General features: G+C 69.5%; 13 protein-coding genes and 1 tRNA gene. 9 read left to right on the top strand and 5 right to left on the bottom strand.

Translation table 11 applies throughout. The annotated features are described in order from the left end of the window. Positions 1 to 13: 13 nt before the first annotated feature. From D9R14_RS14095 to D9R14_RS14085, 3 genes are read right to left on the bottom strand one after another with little or no spacing between them, the layout of a single operon-like run. Positions 14 to 1,177 (bottom strand): alanine racemase, encoded by a 1,164-nt coding sequence (locus tag D9R14_RS14095; RefSeq protein ID WP_121623972.1) that lies wholly within the window; start codon positions 1,175 to 1,177, stop codon positions 14 to 16. After that, positions 1,174 to 1,872 carry a GNAT family N-acetyltransferase gene (locus tag D9R14_RS14090; protein ID WP_121623971.1) on the bottom strand — a complete coding sequence of 233 codons (699 nt, stop codon included), beginning with the start codon at positions 1,870 to 1,872 and terminating at the stop codon, positions 1,174 to 1,176. Before D9R14_RS14090 ends, D9R14_RS14095 begins: the two co-directional genes overlap by 4 nt. 12 nt (positions 1,873 to 1,884) lie before the next feature. Further along, positions 1,885 to 2,895, bottom strand: coding sequence for an ABC transporter substrate-binding protein (locus tag D9R14_RS14085; protein ID WP_170168622.1), 1,011 nt, complete (start codon positions 2,893 to 2,895; stop codon positions 1,885 to 1,887). Between the two features lie 245 nt (positions 2,896 to 3,140). Between D9R14_RS14085 and mgtA the strand changes: the two genes are divergently transcribed. Further along, the gene (gene mgtA / locus D9R14_RS14080) at positions 3,141 to 5,750 is read left to right on the top strand and encodes a magnesium-translocating P-type ATPase (RefSeq protein WP_121623969.1); all 2,610 of its coding nucleotides are present in this window, start codon (positions 3,141 to 3,143) and stop codon (positions 5,748 to 5,750) included. A gap of 78 nt (positions 5,751 to 5,828) precedes the next feature. Further along, positions 5,829 to 5,915: transfer RNA gene (locus D9R14_RS14075), tRNA-Leu, on the top strand. Between the two features lie 159 nt (positions 5,916 to 6,074). On the opposite strand, the gene D9R14_RS14070 is transcribed toward D9R14_RS14075, so the two are convergent. Both D9R14_RS14070 and D9R14_RS14065 read right to left on the bottom strand, forming a co-directional pair. Further along, the gene (locus tag D9R14_RS14070) at positions 6,075 to 8,615 is read right to left on the bottom strand and encodes an AsmA-like C-terminal region-containing protein (RefSeq protein WP_170168621.1); all 2,541 of its coding nucleotides are present in this window, start codon (positions 8,613 to 8,615) and stop codon (positions 6,075 to 6,077) included. 126 nt (positions 8,616 to 8,741) lie between these two features. Further along, positions 8,742 to 9,491, bottom strand: coding sequence for a sulfite exporter TauE/SafE family protein (locus tag D9R14_RS14065; RefSeq protein ID WP_121623967.1), 750 nt, complete (start codon positions 9,489 to 9,491; stop codon positions 8,742 to 8,744). A gap of 97 nt (positions 9,492 to 9,588) precedes the next feature. Here D9R14_RS14065 and D9R14_RS14060 point away from each other — a divergent pair, with 97 nt between their 5' ends. The 7 genes from D9R14_RS14060 (at position 9,589) to D9R14_RS14030 (ending at position 18,124) form a co-directional block, all read left to right on the top strand. Continuing rightward, positions 9,589 to 10,494: a LysR family transcriptional regulator gene (locus tag D9R14_RS14060; RefSeq protein WP_121623966.1), complete on the top strand. Its 906-nt coding sequence runs from the start codon at positions 9,589 to 9,591 to the stop codon at positions 10,492 to 10,494. Positions 10,495 to 10,600: 106 nt separating this feature from the next. Beyond that, positions 10,601 to 11,302, top strand: coding sequence for a phosphatidylserine decarboxylase (locus D9R14_RS14055; protein ID WP_121624056.1), 702 nt, complete (start codon positions 10,601 to 10,603; stop codon positions 11,300 to 11,302). Between the two features lie 3 nt (positions 11,303 to 11,305). Then, positions 11,306 to 12,175 (top strand): CDP-diacylglycerol--serine O-phosphatidyltransferase, encoded by an 870-nt coding sequence (gene pssA / locus D9R14_RS14050; RefSeq protein WP_121623965.1) that lies wholly within the window; start codon positions 11,306 to 11,308, stop codon positions 12,173 to 12,175. Between the two features lie 246 nt (positions 12,176 to 12,421). Next, positions 12,422 to 14,044: an ABC transporter substrate-binding protein gene (locus D9R14_RS14045; RefSeq protein WP_121623964.1), complete on the top strand. Its 1,623-nt coding sequence runs from the start codon at positions 12,422 to 12,424 to the stop codon at positions 14,042 to 14,044. Positions 14,045 to 14,400: 356 nt separating this feature from the next. Then, positions 14,401 to 15,414, top strand: coding sequence for an ABC transporter permease (locus D9R14_RS14040; RefSeq protein WP_121623963.1), 1,014 nt, complete (start codon positions 14,401 to 14,403; stop codon positions 15,412 to 15,414). Continuing rightward, positions 15,411 to 16,295, top strand: coding sequence for an ABC transporter permease (locus D9R14_RS14035; RefSeq protein WP_121623962.1), 885 nt, complete (start codon positions 15,411 to 15,413; stop codon positions 16,293 to 16,295). The genes D9R14_RS14040 and D9R14_RS14035 overlap by 4 nt, the downstream gene beginning before the upstream one ends. Before the next feature lie 11 nt (positions 16,296 to 16,306). Continuing rightward, on the top strand, positions 16,307 to 18,124 hold the full coding sequence (locus tag D9R14_RS14030; RefSeq protein WP_121623961.1) for a dipeptide ABC transporter ATP-binding protein: 1,818 nt from the start codon (positions 16,307 to 16,309) through the stop codon (positions 18,122 to 18,124). The last annotated feature ends 5 nt before the right edge of the window (positions 18,125 to 18,129 follow it).

Below are 18,129 nucleotides of genomic sequence, written 5' to 3'. Positions count from 1 at the left end.
CAGGCGGCCGCGGTCAAACCATCTGTGGCGCGTGAAGCGGCCGCGCGGTCGCGGCGGTTCCGGCGCCGGCATCGTCCGGGCAGGGCAGGTAGAAGCGCGGCGCCGAACGCCCGGCGCGCACATGCACGACGTTGGGTGCGACACCGGCAGCGGCGGCGATCTGGTCCACGGGCAGGCCGGGACCGAACAGCATGGCGCGCTGTCCGGGACGCAGGGTCTGCTCAGGAAGACCGGTGACATCGACGCTCATCAGGCTCATCGCGCTGGTCGAGACCACCGGCGCGCGATGGCCGGCGATCAGCACGTAGGCATCGCTGTGGAAGCGGTACGGCACCCCGTCGCCGTAGCCGATGCCCAGCTGGGCCAGGCGGCGGGCGGAGGGGGTGCGGTAGGCGCCGGAATATCCCACCTCGCGGCCCGCCGGCACGTCGTGCACGCGCAGGATCGGCGCCGTCAGGGTTGCCGCGGCGACGATGGGCTGCGGGCGCGAGGGCGTTGTCTCGACCCCGTAGAGCGCGCTGCCGACGCGAGCCAGGTCGGCGTGGCGTTCCCGCGGCCCGAAAACGCCGGACGAGGCGCAGAAGCTCAGCGGCGCCGGCGGCAGACGCCGCGTCCAGGCCGAGAAGCGCCGCCACTGCCAGGCGTTCGCGCGGGCGCCGGGATCGGAGAAATGGGCGAGGTGGGTGACATAGGCCGCGATCTGGAGCCGCTTGAGCCGATCCGGTGCGGCGACCAGACGGCGCACATCCTCAAGGCCGATCCCGAGCCTGTTCAGGCCCGTGTCGAGATGGATGGCGCAGGTCACCGGCGCATCGGTCGCCGCGCGGGCCATCGCCTCGACCTCGCTCATGTCCAGCAGGACGGGAATGGCGCCCAGCATCCTGAAATCGTGCGGCGTGCCGCCGCACAGGCCGTGCAGCACGAAAATCCGTCCCGAAGGCTCGGAACGGCGTACGTCCTCCGCTTCCGTCAGGTCGGCGACCCAGAAATCGCGGCAGCCGAGCGCGGCGAGCAGCGGCACCACCTCCGCGATGCCGAGGCCATAGGCGTCCTGTTTCACCACCGCGCCGACGCCGGCGCCGGTGAACGACTGCCGCACGGCGCGCCAGTTCGCGCGGATCGCCGCCAGATCGACCACGAGGGCGCAGCGATCCGCCGGGAGATCGGGAGTGCTCATGGCCGCTCGGCGGCGGCAGCGGCGCGCAGGGCGGGCCGGGGAGCGGTGTAGGCAATCCGCACTCCCCCTTGATCGCGCACCATCTTCGATCCCCTCCACCCCTGCGCCAGAAAATGGCGCTGCCCGTCGAGATCGGCCGGATCGAGAATCACCTCGCTACCGTCCAAGTCCTGCGTAACGCTCTCATGTACCATGACATATCTGGGATAACCGCCGTAATACAGTTTCACGGCACGAACCGTGAAATTCGCGGCCATGAGGTTGCTCCAGCTTGCCACATTGGCCGGAGCGGAGGTGGCATAGATGAGGATCGGCGTGTCCTTGAACGTTGCACGCGCGAGCGCGACGCGCTCCTCGATAAGCGCGCGCTGGAGGCCGCGTCCTCGCGCCTCCGGCTCCACCGAGGCCCCGGCCAGCTTCACCCGGAGCACGCTGTCGGGAAGGCCGAGCAGCGGCCGCGGATCATCGGCATCCGGCAGCACGTGCTGGAGGATTCCGTAGGCGATGAGGTGATCGCCTTCGAAGGCGCCGACCGCCTTGCCGCGGCCGCCGAGGATGCCGGGAAAGAAATCCGGCCCCTCCGGCTTCACCACGTCGGGGCCGGCGGCGCCGATGGCGCGGCGGTGCAGCGCCTCGATGGCGGGAAGGTCCGGCGGACCAAGCGGCCGCCAGGTGAGGGTCTGCGGGTGGGACATGGGTCGCCAGGATCAGTTGGTGACGATCTCGGCGTAGTTCAGCATGGTGATGGGCGGGTAGATCTGAAGCTTGCGCGCCACCTGCATGTTGATGATGAGCGCGAAGCGCTTCAGCGTCTCGATGGGGATGTCCTTCGGCGCCCGATGCTGCACCAGGATTTCCACCGCCTTCGCCGCGGCGAGCTGGCCCACCGAATAATAGCGGCTGACGAGCCCAACCAGTGCGCCGCCCTCGCGCACGCCGCGCTCGGCGGCGGCGAAGGTGGGTATGGAGTTCTCAAGCGCCGTGGGCGTGACCCGGTCATAGATGGTGCCGAGGAAGGTGTCGGGCAGCAGATAGAGCCAGTCCACCCCATCGGAGCGCATCTTGCGGATCATGTCCTCCACCCCGTCGGCGATGGGGCGCCCGCCGGAGTCGAGCTTGAACGGCATGGCCACCACCTTCGCGCCCATGGTCGCGCACACGCTCTTCACCTCGTCGAGGATGACGCGCGAGTTCTGCTCCGTGGTGGAATAGAGCACGCCCACGGTCTTGAACGGCTTGTAGGCCTGCATGGCACGCATGTGCACATCGGTGGGCACCACGTGCACCGCGCCGGTGACATTGCGGCCCGAGGATGCGAAGTCCGGGGCGATCTTCGCCCGCACCGGCGCTGCGACCAGCGCGAACACCACCGGGATGTCGCGCACATATTGCGGATCGGTCGAATCGTAGGGCCCGACCACCCCGAGCGTCACCGGCGTGCCCCAGGTGTAGATCAGGTCCGGCTTCAGGGTGGCGAGGTCGGCGATCATCTCGGGGACGCGGCGGGCATCACCGTTCACGTCGCGGGCGATGATCTCCGTCTTGATCTCGTTGGCGGTGAGGAAGTCGCGGAAGCCGCGCTCCACGTCGGTCTCGCCGCGGAAGGTGATCATCAGGATCCGGAACGGCCGGTCTTGGGCGCGCGCGGCCGTGAGGCCGAGGAGGCTCGCCGATCCCGCACCGATGCCGAGGGAGAGCAGGGTTCGCCGGTCGATCACAACGCTTCGCCTTCGAGTCATGCCGCCGAAGCAGCCAAGATTGTTCGCCACAGATAGCGCGAAGCCGGCCTGCCTCGCCACAGCGAAATATGATGCGGCGGTATCCCACGGCCGGCCTTGCAGGCTCTGGCGGTTTGGCGCAGATCACGCTTTCGCGGGTACCCCGGTGGATGGCGGCGCCGCGACAGAATGGCGATCTTGCTCCCACGCCGAAAGGAGCGAGACTGGGCGCGGAGAAAGACCCCATGGATCAGCCGGGTTCAGCGCGCAGGACTTCGGGGCGGGGCACGACCCGCAGTGCCGATCCGGCGGTATTCTGGCAGCAAGGCGATGCCGCGCTCCTCGCCCGGCTCGAGACACGCCCGGGAGGACTTTCCGCTGAGGAAGCCGGGGCGCGGCTCCAGCGCTTCGGGCCGAATGTCGCCGTCACCGGCCTCAAGCGCAGCCTGGCGGCCAAGATCGGCAGGCGTCTCGCCGAGCCGCTGGTGGCGATCCTGCTGATCGCCGCCGCCATATCCGGCGGCACGGGCGACTGGCAGAGCTTCTTCATCATCGTCGCCATCGTCCTCATGTCGATCACCCTCGACCTCGTCCAGGAGCAGAAGGCCGAGGCGGCGGTGGAGGCGCTGCGCCGCTCGGTGGCGGTGAGCGCGCGGGTGCGCCGCGACGGCGTCGCGCGCGATGTGCCGGTGCGCGAGATCGTGCCGGGCGATATCGTCGAGCTCGCCGCCGGCAAGCTCGTGCCGGCGGACGGGGTGGTGCTTGCCGCCCACGGCGCGCTGGCGAACGAGGCGGTGCTCACCGGCGAGCCGTATCTCGTGGAAAAGCATCCCTGGCCCGGCGCCGGCACCGCCCCGGCCGATGCCTCAAACGGCCTGTTCGCCGGCACCACCATCACCGGCGGCGAGGCCGTGATGCTGGTGGTGGAGACCGGCGCAGCGACGCGTTTCGGCGCCATCTCCGCCTCGCTCCAGGCGCGCGAGCCGCCGACCGCGTTCGAGCGCGGGCTGCATGCGCTGGGCATGCTGATCCTGCGCCTCACCGGCTTCCTGGTGCTGTTCGTGCTGCTGACGCAGATGCTGCGCCAGGGGCTGACGCTGGAGAGCTTCCTGTTCGCGGTGGCGCTCGCGGTGGGCCTCACGCCTGAGCTTCTGCCGATGGTCACCACGGTGACGCTGGCGCGCGGGGCGGTTCGGATGGCGCGGCGGCAGGTGGTGGTGAAGCGGCTCTCGGCCATCCACGATCTCGGCGCCATGGACGTGCTCTGCACCGACAAGACCGGCACCCTCACCGAGGCGCGGATCGCCCTGGCCGGAAGCTTCGGTCCGGATGGCGCGGCGTGCGCGCGGGTCGCCGACCTCGCGCGCCTCAACAGCGCGTTCGCCGCCGGCACCCGCAGCGCCCTCGACGACGCGCTGCTGGCGGATGGCGCTCCGCCGCCCGGCTGGCGCTGCCTCGATGACCTGCCGTTCGACTTCGAGCGCCGGCGCGCCGCGGTGCTGCTCGCGCAGGGCGACGAGCGGCTGATGATCGTAAAGGGCGCGCCCGAGGCGGTGCTCGCGCTGTCGACCCGCGTGGAGGCGCCGGACGGCACCGCGCTCGCGCTCGATGATGCCGGCCGCGCCCGCCTCGCCGCGCTGATCGAGCAAAAGGGCAGGGAAGGCCTGCGCCTGCTGGGGGTCGCGGTGCGGCAGGCGCCGGAAAGTCGCGACACCCTTGTTGCGGCGGACGAGGCGGGTCTCGTCTTTGCCGGCTGCGCCGCCTTCCTCGACCCGCCCAAGGCGTCCGCCTCCGGCGCGGTGGCCCGGCTCATGGCGGCGGGCGTGAAGGTGAAGATCATTTCCGGAGACGGCGCCGCGGTGGTGGAGCACCTGGTGGGCGCGCTCGGCCTGCCGGCGCGCGGCATCGTCACGGGCGACGAGATCGCGCGCCTCTCGGACACCGCACTCGCCACCCGCTGCCTGCACGCGGACCTGTTCGTGCGCGTCGCGCCGGACCAGAAGCGCCGCATCGTCCTCGCGCTGCGCCGGCGCGGCCATACGGTGGGCTTCCTGGGCGACGGCATCAACGACGCCCCTGCCATCCACGCGGCCGACGTGGGGCTGTCGGTGGAGGGCGGCACGGATGTGGCGCGCGAGGCGGCGGACGTGATCCTGCTCAATTCCGACCTTGGCGTGCTGGCGGAGGGCGTGAGCGAGGGCCGGCGCACCTACGCCAACATCATGAAATACATCCGCATGGGCACCAGCTCGAACTTCGGCAACATGCTCTCCATGGCGTTCGCCTCGCTGTTCCTGCCCTTCCTCCCGCTGGCGCCGCTGCAGATTCTGCTCAACAACCTCATCTACGATCTCTCGGAGATCGGCATCCCGTTCGATCGTGCCGACCCGGAGGCGCTCGCGGCGCCGCGGGCCTGGGACATGGGCGGGGTTCTGCGCTTTACCCTGGTGATGGGGCCGCTCTCCTCGCTGTTCGATCTCGCCACCTTCGGCGTGCTCACCTGGGGGTTCGCCGTGGACGTGGACACGTTCCGCACCGCCTGGTTCGTGGAATCGATCGCCACCCAGATCCTCGTGATCTTCCTGATCCGCACAGCCCGGCCGTTCTGGTTGAGCCGGCCGGACCCGATTCTGGCGATGACCTCGCTCGGAGCGCTGGCGCTGGCGCTCGTTCTCGCGCTGACCCCCCTCGGGCGCATGGTGGGCTTTGCCGCCGTGCCTGCAGGGGTGTTGCTGGCGATCGCCGGCCTGACGCTGGCCTATCTCGTTGCCGCCGAGGCGCTGAAGCGCCTCGCCATGCGGCCGACGTCCCACGCGCGCCAGCGCCGCCACCGTTCCGCGCATGGCGGCGCATGAGGGGCGCTCGGGGACGATGGTCTTCCTCGCCGCGCGAGTTGCCTCGCCGGAGTGTGCCCGGTATAGGGTCGAGACGCTGCGGGCGTGGCGGAACTGGTAGACGCAGCGGACTCAAAATCCGCCGTCCTCACGGATATGTCGGTTCGAGTCCGACCGCCCGCACCAATTGGAACAGGCCCGCGCGCAGCAGACGTTCGGCGCTGCCGGACCGCACGGGAACGGACGGCCGCCGGGATCGGCAGACGCCGCTAGACGGTTCGGGGCGCCGGCAGTGAAATCCGAAGCGGTCCACGGCATGTCCTCCGCGGATCCCGACCCCGCGCTTCAGTCGCAGCCGTAGTTGCCGCGCAGGTCGGCGCCGCCGGTGGCGAGCGCGATCGCGGGATGGGACAGCGGCCCCTTGACCGTGAAGCTGTGGCCGGCATCGCCGTTGAGCGCATTCAACGGGCGCGGCACCACGCGCAGATCGATGCGGTTGCGCGCGAGGTCCACCGTGCCGCTCGCCAGGGCTTGGACGTTCTCCGTCCGCACCACGATCAGCGGATGGGTGCGGCCGACGCCCTTCTGGAACAGCAGCGGCACCTTCGCGCAGCGCAGGGCGCTCTCGCCCTTGTACACCGACGAGGTGAAGAGGCCGGCGAACAGGCCGACGCCGGCGAGATCGAGCAGGCCGGTTCCGAGCTTTCCGCGGCCGACCCGGGCGGTGAGCGTGCCGCCGAGCGTGCCCAGGAGGTCGTGGGCCCCCATCTGCGCCGTGAGGTCGAAAGCGAGATGCAGCGTTCCGGTCACGGAAATGCTGGAGTTCCGCCCGAGCACAGAGGAGAGGGGCCAGCCCTCGCCGCTGCCCTTGGCACGCAGCAGCGAACGGCCCTCGCTCTCGATCACGGCCGACAGGGTGCCGCCCCGATAGTGGATGCGCAGGGGCGATACGCGCAGCGCGCCGTTGTTCGCCGTCAGGTGCGCCTCGATGCCGGTGGCGGTGTCGCCGCCGCCTTCCAGCCGGGTGGCGGAGATGGCGATGTCCGCATCGGTGGTGCCGAGCAGGTCGATCTGGCTTCCGCCCTCCGGCGCCCGTGCGCCTTTGACCGAGAAACCCTTGCGCGGCTGGGGCTGTTCGGGGCGCAGGAACTTCAGGATTTCGTCGCCATGCACCAGGGGCGAACTGATCGAGCCCTTCACCATGGACCTTCCGCCGGGCGCCGCGAGGCTCGTGAGCGCGCCCTTGATCTGGGTGCGGCCGATGTCGGTGCGGCCGTCCATGGTAAGTTCGTCCGTATTGCCGCTCAGCCGGCCCTCGAACTTCACCAGGCCCTTGAAATCGGACGTGTCGCCGAGCGCCGCGGCGAGCGCCGCATAGTTCGGAATCCTGAGGAGGGAATCGACCACGATCGAGGTCGCGATGTTGGGCTTGGCCAGATTGTCGAGCACCAGGCCCAGGTTCGCCTCGATCAGCTCGCTGTCGTCGATGCGGACCGTGAATGCGTCGACCCCCAGTCCGCCGTCGGCATCGGATACGGAGAGGCTGCCGACGAAGCGGCCGAGCTTGTTCCCGCTATCCTCCGGCAGCGCCAGCACGCTCGCCACCGGAATATCGACGCTGCCTGACAGGTCCACGCCGCTGAGGCTGAGGACATCGTTGACGTTGCCCGCCAGCTTGGCGAGGGGGCGCTCGGGCGGACCGGCGACCGCCGAGATGCCCTTGAACGCCACATGGCCCTCGGGGTCGCGCTCCACCGAGCGCACCTTGACGGGACCGATCTCGCGCAGATTCTGGTCGAAGGCGTTGGTCTCGATGAGGATGTCGTCCAGCATCATGCCGTCGGGGCCGCTCGCGAACGCCCCGGTCAGGCGGGTGACGACGATGCTCCGCAAGGACACGGCAGAGGGGGCGCCCGTATCAAGGTCGGCGACCACCTTCAGATTGGCGCCGTCGAGGGTCGCGAGATCGGCGGCGCTGCCGGTGACGGCGACGTGCTCCCCGCTGGCGAGGGCCAGCTTGAGATCGAGGCCGGACATGGCCACGCGGCCCCGTGCGGCCGCAAGATGGGCGCGCAGCGTGCCGGTTCCGTCGATGGAGGGCGCAATGGCGGCAAGCCGCAGCGCCTGGGCAATGCTGGAGGCCTCGGCGCTCACGTCCACCACCAGGCCGTGGTCGAAGCGGACGGTGGGCGCGCGGATGTCCAGCCGCCCGGTGAATCCGCCGCTGGTGCCGGACGACGCGAGGCTGATCTGGGCGCCATAGGGCAGGTTGCCCTCTCCCTTTTCGACGGACAGGTCGAATGCGAAGCCGAGGGTGAGGGGCTGGTTGTTGAGCACGGCCTCGGCGGCGAGCACGTTGCGCCCGTCTTCGACGGCGTTCTTCAGGTCCGCCATCTTGAGCGCGAAAATCCAGCCCGTCTCGGCATCCCCCAGGCGGATCTCGGTATCGCGCACGGTGAGGTGCGGCAGCAGGGACAGGATGTAGATCGGCGACGCCAGGAGCGAGCCCGGCCGGGCATCCGCGGTGCCGGCGATCGGAACGTCGAACTGTGCGCCTGCGACGTCGAGCCCGTAGCGCAGGGTGCCCTGGATCAGGCGATCATAGCTCGAGACCGAGAACGCGAGCTGGTCGACCTGGGCGCGGGCGCCGTGGGCACCCTCCGCCGCGACGCCGGCGACGTTGATCTTCGCACGCGGCCAAAGCTCGGCGGTCACCGCCCCGCGGATGCTCACCGGCTCGCCCCAAAGCTGGGACAGCGCCTGCTCGGCAGCCGACCGGCGCAGCTCATCCGCCTGGGGCAGATAGGCAAGGAGGATGATCGCCAGGAAAACCGACACCACAAGCGCCACGGCGGTCGCCAACACGCGCAGTGCAAAGCGCCTCATCCCGTCCTCCGCTGTCGGCCGTGTCCCCATCGCGTGACATCGCCGATGCCGCCATAGGACTGGCACACGCCAACGCACCGCGGCAAGCGCTGCGTCTCCTGTTGCCCCAGGACCCAATGCGGTGGATCAGAAAAGCGGTCGCAGCGCCATCTCAAGCCCGAGCAGCAGCAAGGCGACGAGGAACCAGCGGCGGAAGGCGGGCGGGCTGATCCGCGCGCGCAGCTTCTGGCCGGCCCACATGCCGCCGAGCGCCGGCAGCACGGCGGCGACGGAGAGGGCCAGCGTATCCGCCGCGACCGCCCCGCGCGCGCCGAGCCCGATCGCCAGCGCGAGCGTCGAGACGGTGAACGACAGGCCGAGCGCCTGCACCAGGTCGTCCTTCGTCAGTCCCAGCGCCTGCAGATAGGGCACCGCCGGGATGACGAACACGCCGGTTGCGCCGGTCGCGAGGCCGGTCGCGGCGCCGACGAGCGGCGAAAGCAGCCACTCCAGCCGCCGCGGCACGGTGAGCTGGCGCGCCAGGAGCGTATAGAGCGCATAGGCGACGAGAGCCCAGCCGAGCGCTGCGGTGGTGGCTCCGCGCCCGCCCTCGGCCAGGAGCGCCGCGCCGAGCAAGGTGCCCGCAACGAGCACCGCCATCATCGGCCAGAGCCGGCGCCCGAGTGCGCCGAAGCTCGCGCCGGCCAGCAATTGCCAGACATTGGTGACGAAGGAGGGCACGAGCAGAAGGCCGGCGGCCAGGACCGGGGAGAGCAGGGCGCCCAGAACGCCCATGGCCACCGTCGGCAGCCCCATCCCGGTGATGCCCTTCGCCATCCCGGCCGCGAGGAAGGTGACGGCGATGGCGGCAACGGTGGACGCAGGAAGGTCGAGCATCCGTCTGCGATACGCTTCCAGCGCTGTGGCACAATGCGGATGACACGCTTCGAGCCTTCGGCTGTTCCGAAGGCTGGTGCCGCGCTAAGCTGTCCCCATGCGCTTCGATCTCGCCGATTTGCGCCTGTTCCTCGCCGTGGTGGACGCGGGCAGCATCACCCATGGCGCAGCGGCGGCGGGCCTCTCGCTGCCGGCGGCGAGCGAGCGCCTGCGCGACATGGAGGCGGACGGCGCGGTGGTGCTGCTGGAGCGGCGGCGGCGCGGGGTGACGCCGACGCCGGCCGGCGAGGCGCTCGCGCATCACGCCCGCACCATCCTGTCGCAGATGGCGCAACTGCGGGGCGAGCTGGGACGCCATGCCAAGGGCGTGCGCGCCACGGTGCAGGTGCTCGCCAATACCGCGGCGCTCACGGAATTCCTGCCCGAGCGGCTGGCGCCGTTCCTGGTCGCCCATCCGCAGGTCGATGTGGAGCTGAGGGAGCGCCAGAGCATCGAGATCGCCCGCGGCGTCGCAGCCGGGGTTGCCGAGATCGGCATCCTCTCCGATGCCGCCGAAACCCCCGCTTTGCGCCTGCGGCCTTTCGCCCTCGACCGGCTGGTGGCGGTGGTGGCGCGGGGCGATCCCCTCTCCGCGCGGGGGCATGCGTCGTTCGCGGACCTGCTCGACAGGCATTTCGTCGGCCTGATGGGCGGTGCGCTGCCGGCCCATCTCGATGCGCGGGCCGCAGCCATCGGCGGCCGGTTGAAGGTGCGGGTGGAGATGCGCACCCTGGAGGGCGTCTGCCGCATGGCGGGGGCGGGGGTCGGCATCGGCATCGTGCCGGAGACGGCGGCGCGGCGCTGTCGGTCCCGCTGCGGCATCGCTCTGGTGCGCCTCGCCGAGCCCTGGGCGACGCGCCGGCTCGCGCTCTGCGTGCGCAGGGACGGCCATGTGTCGCCGCAGGCGCAGGCGCTCATCGCGCATCTCGCCCGCGACGACGCCTGGCAGGCGCGCGGGCGCTGACGGACGGCCCTGCGCAGGCGGGGACGCCGATGTCATTTGACGGCGCAGGCGGGCCTCACTACCTGTGCCTCCTGCGCCCGCTTCAGGAGCGCGTCCGGAGGTGAAGGTGTCGCTCGTCGCCACGATCCGCAAGTCGCTCGTGCCCGTGCATCGGGAGGGCTATCCCTTCATCGCCGGGGCGGCGGTGATCGCGCTCGCCATCCTCTCCGTGAGCACCTTCTTCGGCATGATCGCGGTGGGCCTCGCCATCTGGACCGCCTTGTTCTTCCGCGATCCCGTGCGGGTGACGCCGGTGCGCGAGGGCCTCGTGGTGTCGCCGGCGGACGGAACCATCTCGTCCATCGGCCCGGCGCGGCCGCCGCGCGAACTGGACCTGTCGGACGAGCCGCTGCTGCGCGTCTCCGTCTTCATGAGCGTGTTCAACGTGCACGTGAACCGCGCGCCGGTGACGGGGCGGATCGAGCGCGTCGCCTACAAGCCGGGCATCTTCCTCAATGCCGACCTCGACAAGGCGAGCGAGGACAACGAGCGCAACGGCCTCGTCATCCGCACCATGGCGGGGCGGGTGGGCTGCGTGCAGATCGCCGGCCTGATCGCGCGGCGCATCGTCTGCTTCGTGCGCGAGGGCGAGGAGATCGGCGCCGGCGAGCGTTTCGGCCTGATCCGCTTCGGCTCGCGGCTCGACATCTATCTGCCGCCGGGCACCAAGGTGCAGGTGGCCGAGGGCCAGACGGCCATTGCGGGCGAGACCGTGATCGCCGACCTCACGGGCGCCGCCGCGCGCGATATCGCCTACCGGGTCGGCTGAGCCATGCAGACGCCCTTTCCCCCGTTCGATCCCGAGGGTCGCACCCGGTTCGGCCGGCTGGGGCGCATTCCGGTGCGGGTGCTGATCCCGAACCTGGTGACTTTGCTGGCACTGTGCTCTGGCCTCACGGCGGTGCGGCTCGCCATCGAGGAGCGGATCGAACTGGCGCTGGCCGCCATCGTGTTCGCGGCCCTGCTGGACGGCATCGACGGGCGCCTCGCCCGCGCGCTCAAGGGCACCTCGAAGTTCGGCGCCGAGCTGGACAGCCTGGCCGACTTCGTCAATTTCGGCTGCGTGCCGGCGCTGATGCTCTATTTCTGGGGGCTCAACGAGGCCGGCTCCTTCGGCTGGATCGCCGCGCTCACCTATGCCATCTGCGCCGCGCTGCGGCTCGCGCGCTTCAACGTGATGCTGGACGATCCCGAACGGCCGGCGTTCGCGGGCGACTTCTTCACCGGTATCCCGGCGCCGGCGGGCGCCATCACCGTGCTGCTGCCGGTCTATCTGGAGCTGCTCGGCGCTCCCCATGGGGCCTGGAGCGCCCCGGTGGCGCTGGTCTATTGCCTCGCCATCGGCTTCCTGATGATCTCCACCGTGCCGGCCTGGTCCGGCAAGACTCTGGGCAGCCGGGTGCGGCGCGACATGGTGCTGCCGCTGTTCGTTCTTGTGGCGCTCTATTTCGCGCTGCTGGCGAGCTATCCCTGGGCAGTGCTCGCCACCTGCTCGATGATCTATCTGGCCCTGCTGCCGGTCTCTGCCCTGCGCTATCGGCGGCTGATGGCCGCCCACCGTGCCGAGAAGGCGGAGGGTGCCATCGCCGGCGGCGTCTCTCCCATGCCTTCGGCCGCCGAGCCCCACTCCCGCACCGATTGAAGGCCCACGCCGCGTCCGCCCCTTCGCGGGGCCTGCGCCTATCCTGCGAGCGATTATTGTATGCAATGCGTCGATTTCGATTAAAAAATAATCATCAAATGAGTTCCGGCGACCGGATCGAACGGCTCTATCCGATTAAAAATACTGTTAAATCAATTTGTTGTAGATAATTGCATACAACTGGCACGACCCTTGAATGAGGATGGCGAGTTTCGCATGCCATTGCCATCGAGGGGACATCGCCACATGAACCGCCGCGAGTTTATGAAATCCGCCTCCGCCACGGCCGTTGCCACCGGCACGGGCGTCGCCGCCCCCGCCGTCTTCTCTCCCGCAAAGGCGCAGGCGCGGAACGAGACGCTGCTGATCGTCTCCGAGAGCGGCCCGAACAATCTCGACATCATGGGCGTGGGCACCAACGTGCCCGGCTACGAGGTGAGCTGGAACTGCTACGACCGCCTCATCACCCACGAGATGACCGAGAAGGACGGGGTCCGCTACTACGACCGCGACAAGCTCAAGGGCGAGCTCGCCGAGGACATGAGCATCGGCGACATGTCGGCGACCTTCAAGCTGAAGAAGAACGCCACCTTCCAGGACGGCACGCCGGTCACCGCCAAGGACGTCAAGTGGTCGCTCGACCGCGCGGTCTCGGTGGGCGGCTTCCCCACTTTCCAGATGAAGGCCGGCTCGCTCGAGAAGCCGGAGCAGTTCGTGGTGGTGGACGACCACACGGTGCGCATCGACTTCATCCGCAAGGACCGCCTCACCATCCCCGATCTCGCGGTGATCGTGCCGTGCGTGGTGAATTCCGAGCTGGTGAAGAAGAACGCCACGGAGAAGGACCCCTGGGGCCTCGAATACACCAAGCAGAACACCGCCGGCTCGGGCGCCTACAAGGTCACCAAGTGGACCTCCGGCACCGAGGTGGTCTATGAGCGCTTCGACGACTGGAAGGGCGGGCCGCTGCCCAAGATCAAGCGCGTGATCTGGCGCATGGTGCCCTCCGCCGGCAACCGCCGGGCGCTCCTGGAGCGCGGCGACGCGGACATCTCCTACGACCTGCCCAACAAGGACTTCGTGGAGCTGAAGCAGGCCGGCAAGCTGAACATCACGTCCGTGCCCTATTCGAACGGCCTGCAATATATCGGCATGAACGTCACCAAGCCGCCGTTCGACAACCCGAAGGTGCGCGAGGCGGTGGCCTACGCCATCCCCTACCAGAAGATCATGGACGCGGTGCTGTTCGGCCTCGCCAAGCCCATGTTCGGCGCGCCGGCGGACTATCAGACCAAGGTGGCCTGGCCGCAGCCCACCAAGTTCAACACCGACCTTGCCAAGGCCAAGGCGCTGCTCACCGAGGCCGGCTATCCGGACGGGTTCGAGTCCACGATCTCGTTCGACCTGGGCTTTGCCGGCGTCAACGAGCCGATCTGCGTGCTGCTGCAGGAGACCCTGGCGCAGATCGGCGTCAAGACCACCATCAACAAGATTCCCGGCGCCAACTGGCGCGGCGAGCTGACGAAGAAGACGCTGCCGCTCTACACCAACGTGTTTTCGGGCTGGCTCGACTATCCCGAATACTTCTTCTTCTGGTGCTATCATGGCAACAACGCCATCTTCAACACCATGAGCTATCAGTCCAAGGCCATGGACGCCTTCATCGACGCCGCCCGCCAGTCGGCTGCGGTGGGCGACAAGGGCGCCTATGACGCGGGCGTCAAGGGCATGGTGGACCTCGCCTTCGCCGATGTGCCGCGGGTGCCGCTCTACCAGCCCTACGTCAACGTCGCGATGCAGAAGAACGTCACCGGCTACGAATACTGGTTCCACCGCCGGCTGGACTATCGCGCCTTCGCCAAGTCCTGAGGCGGCGCGATCCCAAGGTCGCGCCACGCAGGGCGCGTGCGGGAGGGGTGGCGCCGGTGGGGGCGCCGGTGCCACCCCTTTCTCGATCCGGAGGGGAGGGGGCTGTGCCGGTGACACTCTTCCCCTGACCCCCATCCTCTCCCCGGCGGGGAGAGGGTGCGTCCCGCCGCTTCCCACAGACGCCCTCCGGCTTGACCGGAGGACCGATGGGGACGCAGCCGATGGGGTGCTCCGGTCAAGCCGGAGCACGACGCGGCAAGGGCAAGGACGATGGGAAGAGGCACCGCGGCCCTTAGCGCCGCATGGTCTCGACGAGGGGGCGCCGCGCCCCCTTCGCACCACACGAGGAGAGGGCCATGCTGAAGCTCATCGCCAGCCGTCTCGCCACAGCCGTGCCGAGCCTGATCGGCGTCGTCATCGTCACCTTCATGCTGACGCGGGTGCTGCCCGGCGATGCGGCGGCCTATTTCGCCGGGCCGGCCGCGACGCCGCAGGCGATCGCCGAGATCCGGGCGAAGCTCGGCCTCGACCAGCCGCTGCCGGTGCAGTTCGCGGACTATGTGACGGCGCTCGCCAAGGGCGACCTCGGCACCTCGCTCTCCACCGGCCAGCCGGTGGCGCAGGAGATCGCCTCCCGGCTGCCCGCCTCCGCCGAGCTGACGCTCTGCGGCCTGATCCTGGCGCTCGCCATCGCCGTGCCGTTCGGCATCATGGCGGCGGTCAGGCAGGGCTCGTGGGTGGACCATGCGTGCCGGCTCATAACGACCGCCGGCGTGTCCCTGCCGGTGTTCTTCACCGGCCTCCTCCTGGTCTATGTGTTCTACTTCAAGCTCGGCTGGGCGCCGGCGCCGCTCGGGCGGCTCGACGTGTTCTTCTCCGCCCCGCCCACCATCACCGGCTTCTATCTCATCGACAGCCTGCTGACGGGCGAGTTCGAGACCTTCCGCGCCGCGCTGGCGCAACTCGCGGTGCCGTCCATCACGCTCGCCATCTTCGCGCTGGCGCCGATCGCCCGCATGACGCGCGCCTCCATGCTGGCGGTGCTGTCCTCCGAGTTCGTGCGCACCGCGCGGGCGGCGGGGCTGACGGACTATACGGTCATCCTCACCTACGCCTTTCGGAATGCCATGCTGCCGGTCATCACCACGCTCGGCATGGTGTTCTCCTTCCTGCTCGGCGCCAACGTGCTGGTGGAGAAGGTGTTTGCCTGGCCCGGCATCGGCTCCTATGCGGTCGAGGCGCTCATCACCTCGGACTATGCGCCGGTGCAGGGCTTCGTGCTCGCCATGGCGGTGCTCTACGTGGCGCTGAACCTCATCATCGACATCACCTACGGCATCATCGACCCCCGCGCGCGGAGCGAAGCATGACCATCGCCACCGTCGAAGACGCTCCCCACAGCGGCCTGGCCGCGACCCTCAAGCACGCCCGCTACGTGATCTCGGACAATCCGGTCACCGGCGTCGCCTTCGGCATGTTCCTGGTGCTGCTGGTCGCGGCGCTGATCGGGCCCTATGTGGTGCCCTACGATCCGCTCGCCTCCAACACCCAGTCCGCGCTCCAGCCGCCGTCCGGCGCCCACTGGTTCGGCACCGACAATCTCGGCCGCGACATCTTCTCCCGCGTCGTGGTGGCGACGCGGCTCGACCTCGCCATCGCGGTGTTCTCGGTGGCGCTGGTGTTCGCCGCGGGGGGCATCGCCGGCATCGCGTCGGGCTTCTTCGGCGGCTGGACCGACCGCATCGTCGGGCGCATCTCCGACACCATCATGGCGTTTCCGCTGTTCGTGCTGGCCATGGGCATCGTCGCGGCGCTGGGCAATTCGGTGACCAACATCGTCATCGCCACCGCCATCATCAACTTCCCGCTCTATGTCCGCGTCGCCCGCGCCGAGGCGGCGATCCGCCGGCAGGCGGGATACGTCCAGGCGGCGCGCCTCACCGGCAATTCGGAATGGCGCATCCTGCTGACGACCATCCTGCCCAACATCATGCCCATCATGATGGTGCAGATGTCGCTCACCATGGGCTACGCGATCCTCAATGCGGCGGGCCTCTCCTTCATCGGCCTCGGCGTGCGCCCGCCGACGCCGGAATGGGGGATCATGGTGGCCGAGGGCGCGGCCTATATCGTCTCCGGCGAATGGTGGATCGCGCTGTTCCCGGGCCTCGCGCTGATGTTCGCCGTGTTCTGCTTCAACCTGCTGGGGGACGGTCTGCGCGACATCGTCGATCCCCAGCGCCGCACCTGATGGAGGGGCAAATGCACGGCGTCGCCGATCTGTCCGCCGCCTTGTCCGCCCCCGTCCGCGAGGTGGCCGGCGGGCCGCTCCTGGAGGTCCGGGACCTGACGGTCGAGTTCCTCACCCGCCGCGGCATCGTCACGGCGGTGGAGAAGGTGAACCTGACGCTCGCCAAGGGCGAAACCCTGGGCATCGTCGGCGAGAGCGGGTCGGGCAAGTCCGTCACCTCCTACACGGTGATGCGCATCCTCGACCGCGCCGGGCGGATCGCGGAGGGTTCCATCACCTTCTCGGGGCTCGATGTGGCCCACGCGCCGGAAAGCGCCATGCGCGATCTGCGCGGGCGCGAGATGTCCATGATCTTCCAGAACCCGCGGGCGGCACTGAACCCGATCCGCAAGGTGGGGCACCAGATCGCCGACGTGCTGCTCCAGCACGTCCAGGCGGACCGCTCCAACGTGAAGGCCAAGGTGATCGAGATCCTGGAGCAGGTGCGCATCGCCCGGCCGCAGGAGCGCTACCATGCCTATCCGTTCGAGCTGTCGGGCGGCATGTGCCAGCGCATCGTCATCGCGCTGGCGCTCGCCTGCCGGCCGCAGCTGATGATCGCCGACGAGCCCACCACCGGCCTCGACGTGACGACGCAGAAGGCGGTGATGGACCTCGTCACCGAACTCACCCGCGCGCGCGGCATGTCCACCATCCTCATCACCCACGACCTCGGCCTTGCCGCCGCCTATTGCGACACGGTGATGGTGATGGAGAAGGGCAAGGTGGTGGAGACCGCCCCCGCCGAGCGCATCTTCCGCGATCCGCAGCACCCCTACACCAAGAAGCTCATGCGGGCGACGCCGCGCCCGGGGATCACGCTGAAGGACCTGCTGCCGGAGGACGAGCCGGGTTCGGCGGCAGCGCCGCTCCCCGCTCCATCGGCGGAACCCCTCACCCCCAGCCCCTCTCCCGCAAGGGGAGCGGGGAGCGCGCCCAGCGCCGCCGCCGCGGTGACCGAGCCGCTCCTCAAGGTCGAGAACCTGCTCAAGGAATATCCCCGGCAGGGCGCGCCCTCCGGTCTCATCGCCCGCCTCAAGGGCAAGGCCGTGCCGGAAGAGGACGCGATCTTCCGCGCGGTGGACGGCATCTCGTTCGAGATCCGGCGCGGCGAGAGCGTCGGCCTCGTGGGCGAATCGGGCTGCGGCAAGTCCACCACCTCGTCCATGGTGATGCGCCTGCTCGATCCCACCGCCGGGAAGATCACGTTCGCCGGCGAGGACATCTCGGCCATTCCCGCCAGGGACTTCGCCGGCCATCCCATGCGCCGGCGCATCCAGATGGTGTTCCAGGACCCGACCGAGAGCCTCAACCCGCGCTACACCGCCGCCCGCGCCATCGCCGATCCGCTGATCCGCATGGGCAAGGTCGGCGGCGGGGCGAAGCTGCGGGAGGAGGTGGAGCAGCTCGCGCGCATGGCCGGCCTGCCGCTGAACCTGCTGGACCGCTTCCCGCACCAGCTCTCCGGCGGCCAGAAGGCGCGCATCGGCATCGCCCGCGCCATCGCGCTCCGGCCCGACCTCGTGATCCTCGACGAGCCCACGGCGGCGCTCGACGTGTCGGTGCAGGCGGTGGTGCTGAACCTGCTCGACGAGCTCAAGCACACGCTGGGCATGAGCTATCTCTTCGTCTCCCACGATCTGCACGTGGTGGGGCTGCTGTGCGACCGCGTCATCGTCATGCGCCAGGGGCGGATCGTCGAGGAGGGCGGGGCGCAGGAGATTCTCGAAAGCCCGAAGGCCGCCTATACACGGGAGCTGATCTCAGCCATTCCCCATCCCCCGGTGTGAGGCCG

Source organism: Xanthobacter tagetidis (genome assembly GCF_003667445.1).
Taxonomy (GTDB): Bacteria; Pseudomonadota; Alphaproteobacteria; order Rhizobiales; family Xanthobacteraceae; genus Xanthobacter; species Xanthobacter tagetidis.
This window is presented reverse-complemented; position numbering and strand designations above follow the sequence as displayed.

What these genes read in the sequence shown, in the direction of transcription:
- D9R14_RS14095 (WP_121623972.1), bottom strand. Translation starts at nt 1,177, where the DNA reads ATGAGCACTCCCGATCTCCCGGCGGATCGCTGCGCCCTCGTGGTCGAT.
- D9R14_RS14090 (WP_121623971.1), bottom strand. Translation starts at nt 1,872, where the DNA reads ATGTCCCACCCGCAGACCCTCACCTGGCGGCCGCTTGGTCCGCCGGAC.
- mgtA (WP_121623969.1), top strand. Translation starts at nt 3,141, where the DNA reads ATGGATCAGCCGGGTTCAGCGCGCAGGACTTCGGGGCGGGGCACGACC.
- D9R14_RS14070 (WP_170168621.1), bottom strand. Translation starts at nt 8,615, where the DNA reads ATGAGGCGCTTTGCACTGCGCGTGTTGGCGACCGCCGTGGCGCTTGTG.
- D9R14_RS14065 (WP_121623967.1), bottom strand. Translation starts at nt 9,491, where the DNA reads ATGCTCGACCTTCCTGCGTCCACCGTTGCCGCCATCGCCGTCACCTTC.
- D9R14_RS14060 (WP_121623966.1), top strand. Translation starts at nt 9,589, where the DNA reads ATGCGCTTCGATCTCGCCGATTTGCGCCTGTTCCTCGCCGTGGTGGAC.
- pssA (WP_121623965.1), top strand. Translation starts at nt 11,306, where the DNA reads ATGCAGACGCCCTTTCCCCCGTTCGATCCCGAGGGTCGCACCCGGTTC.
- D9R14_RS14045 (WP_121623964.1), top strand. Translation starts at nt 12,422, where the DNA reads ATGAACCGCCGCGAGTTTATGAAATCCGCCTCCGCCACGGCCGTTGCC.
- D9R14_RS14040 (WP_121623963.1), top strand. Translation starts at nt 14,401, where the DNA reads ATGCTGAAGCTCATCGCCAGCCGTCTCGCCACAGCCGTGCCGAGCCTG.
- D9R14_RS14035 (WP_121623962.1), top strand. Translation starts at nt 15,411, where the DNA reads ATGACCATCGCCACCGTCGAAGACGCTCCCCACAGCGGCCTGGCCGCG.
- D9R14_RS14030 (WP_121623961.1), top strand. Translation starts at nt 16,307, where the DNA reads ATGCACGGCGTCGCCGATCTGTCCGCCGCCTTGTCCGCCCCCGTCCGC.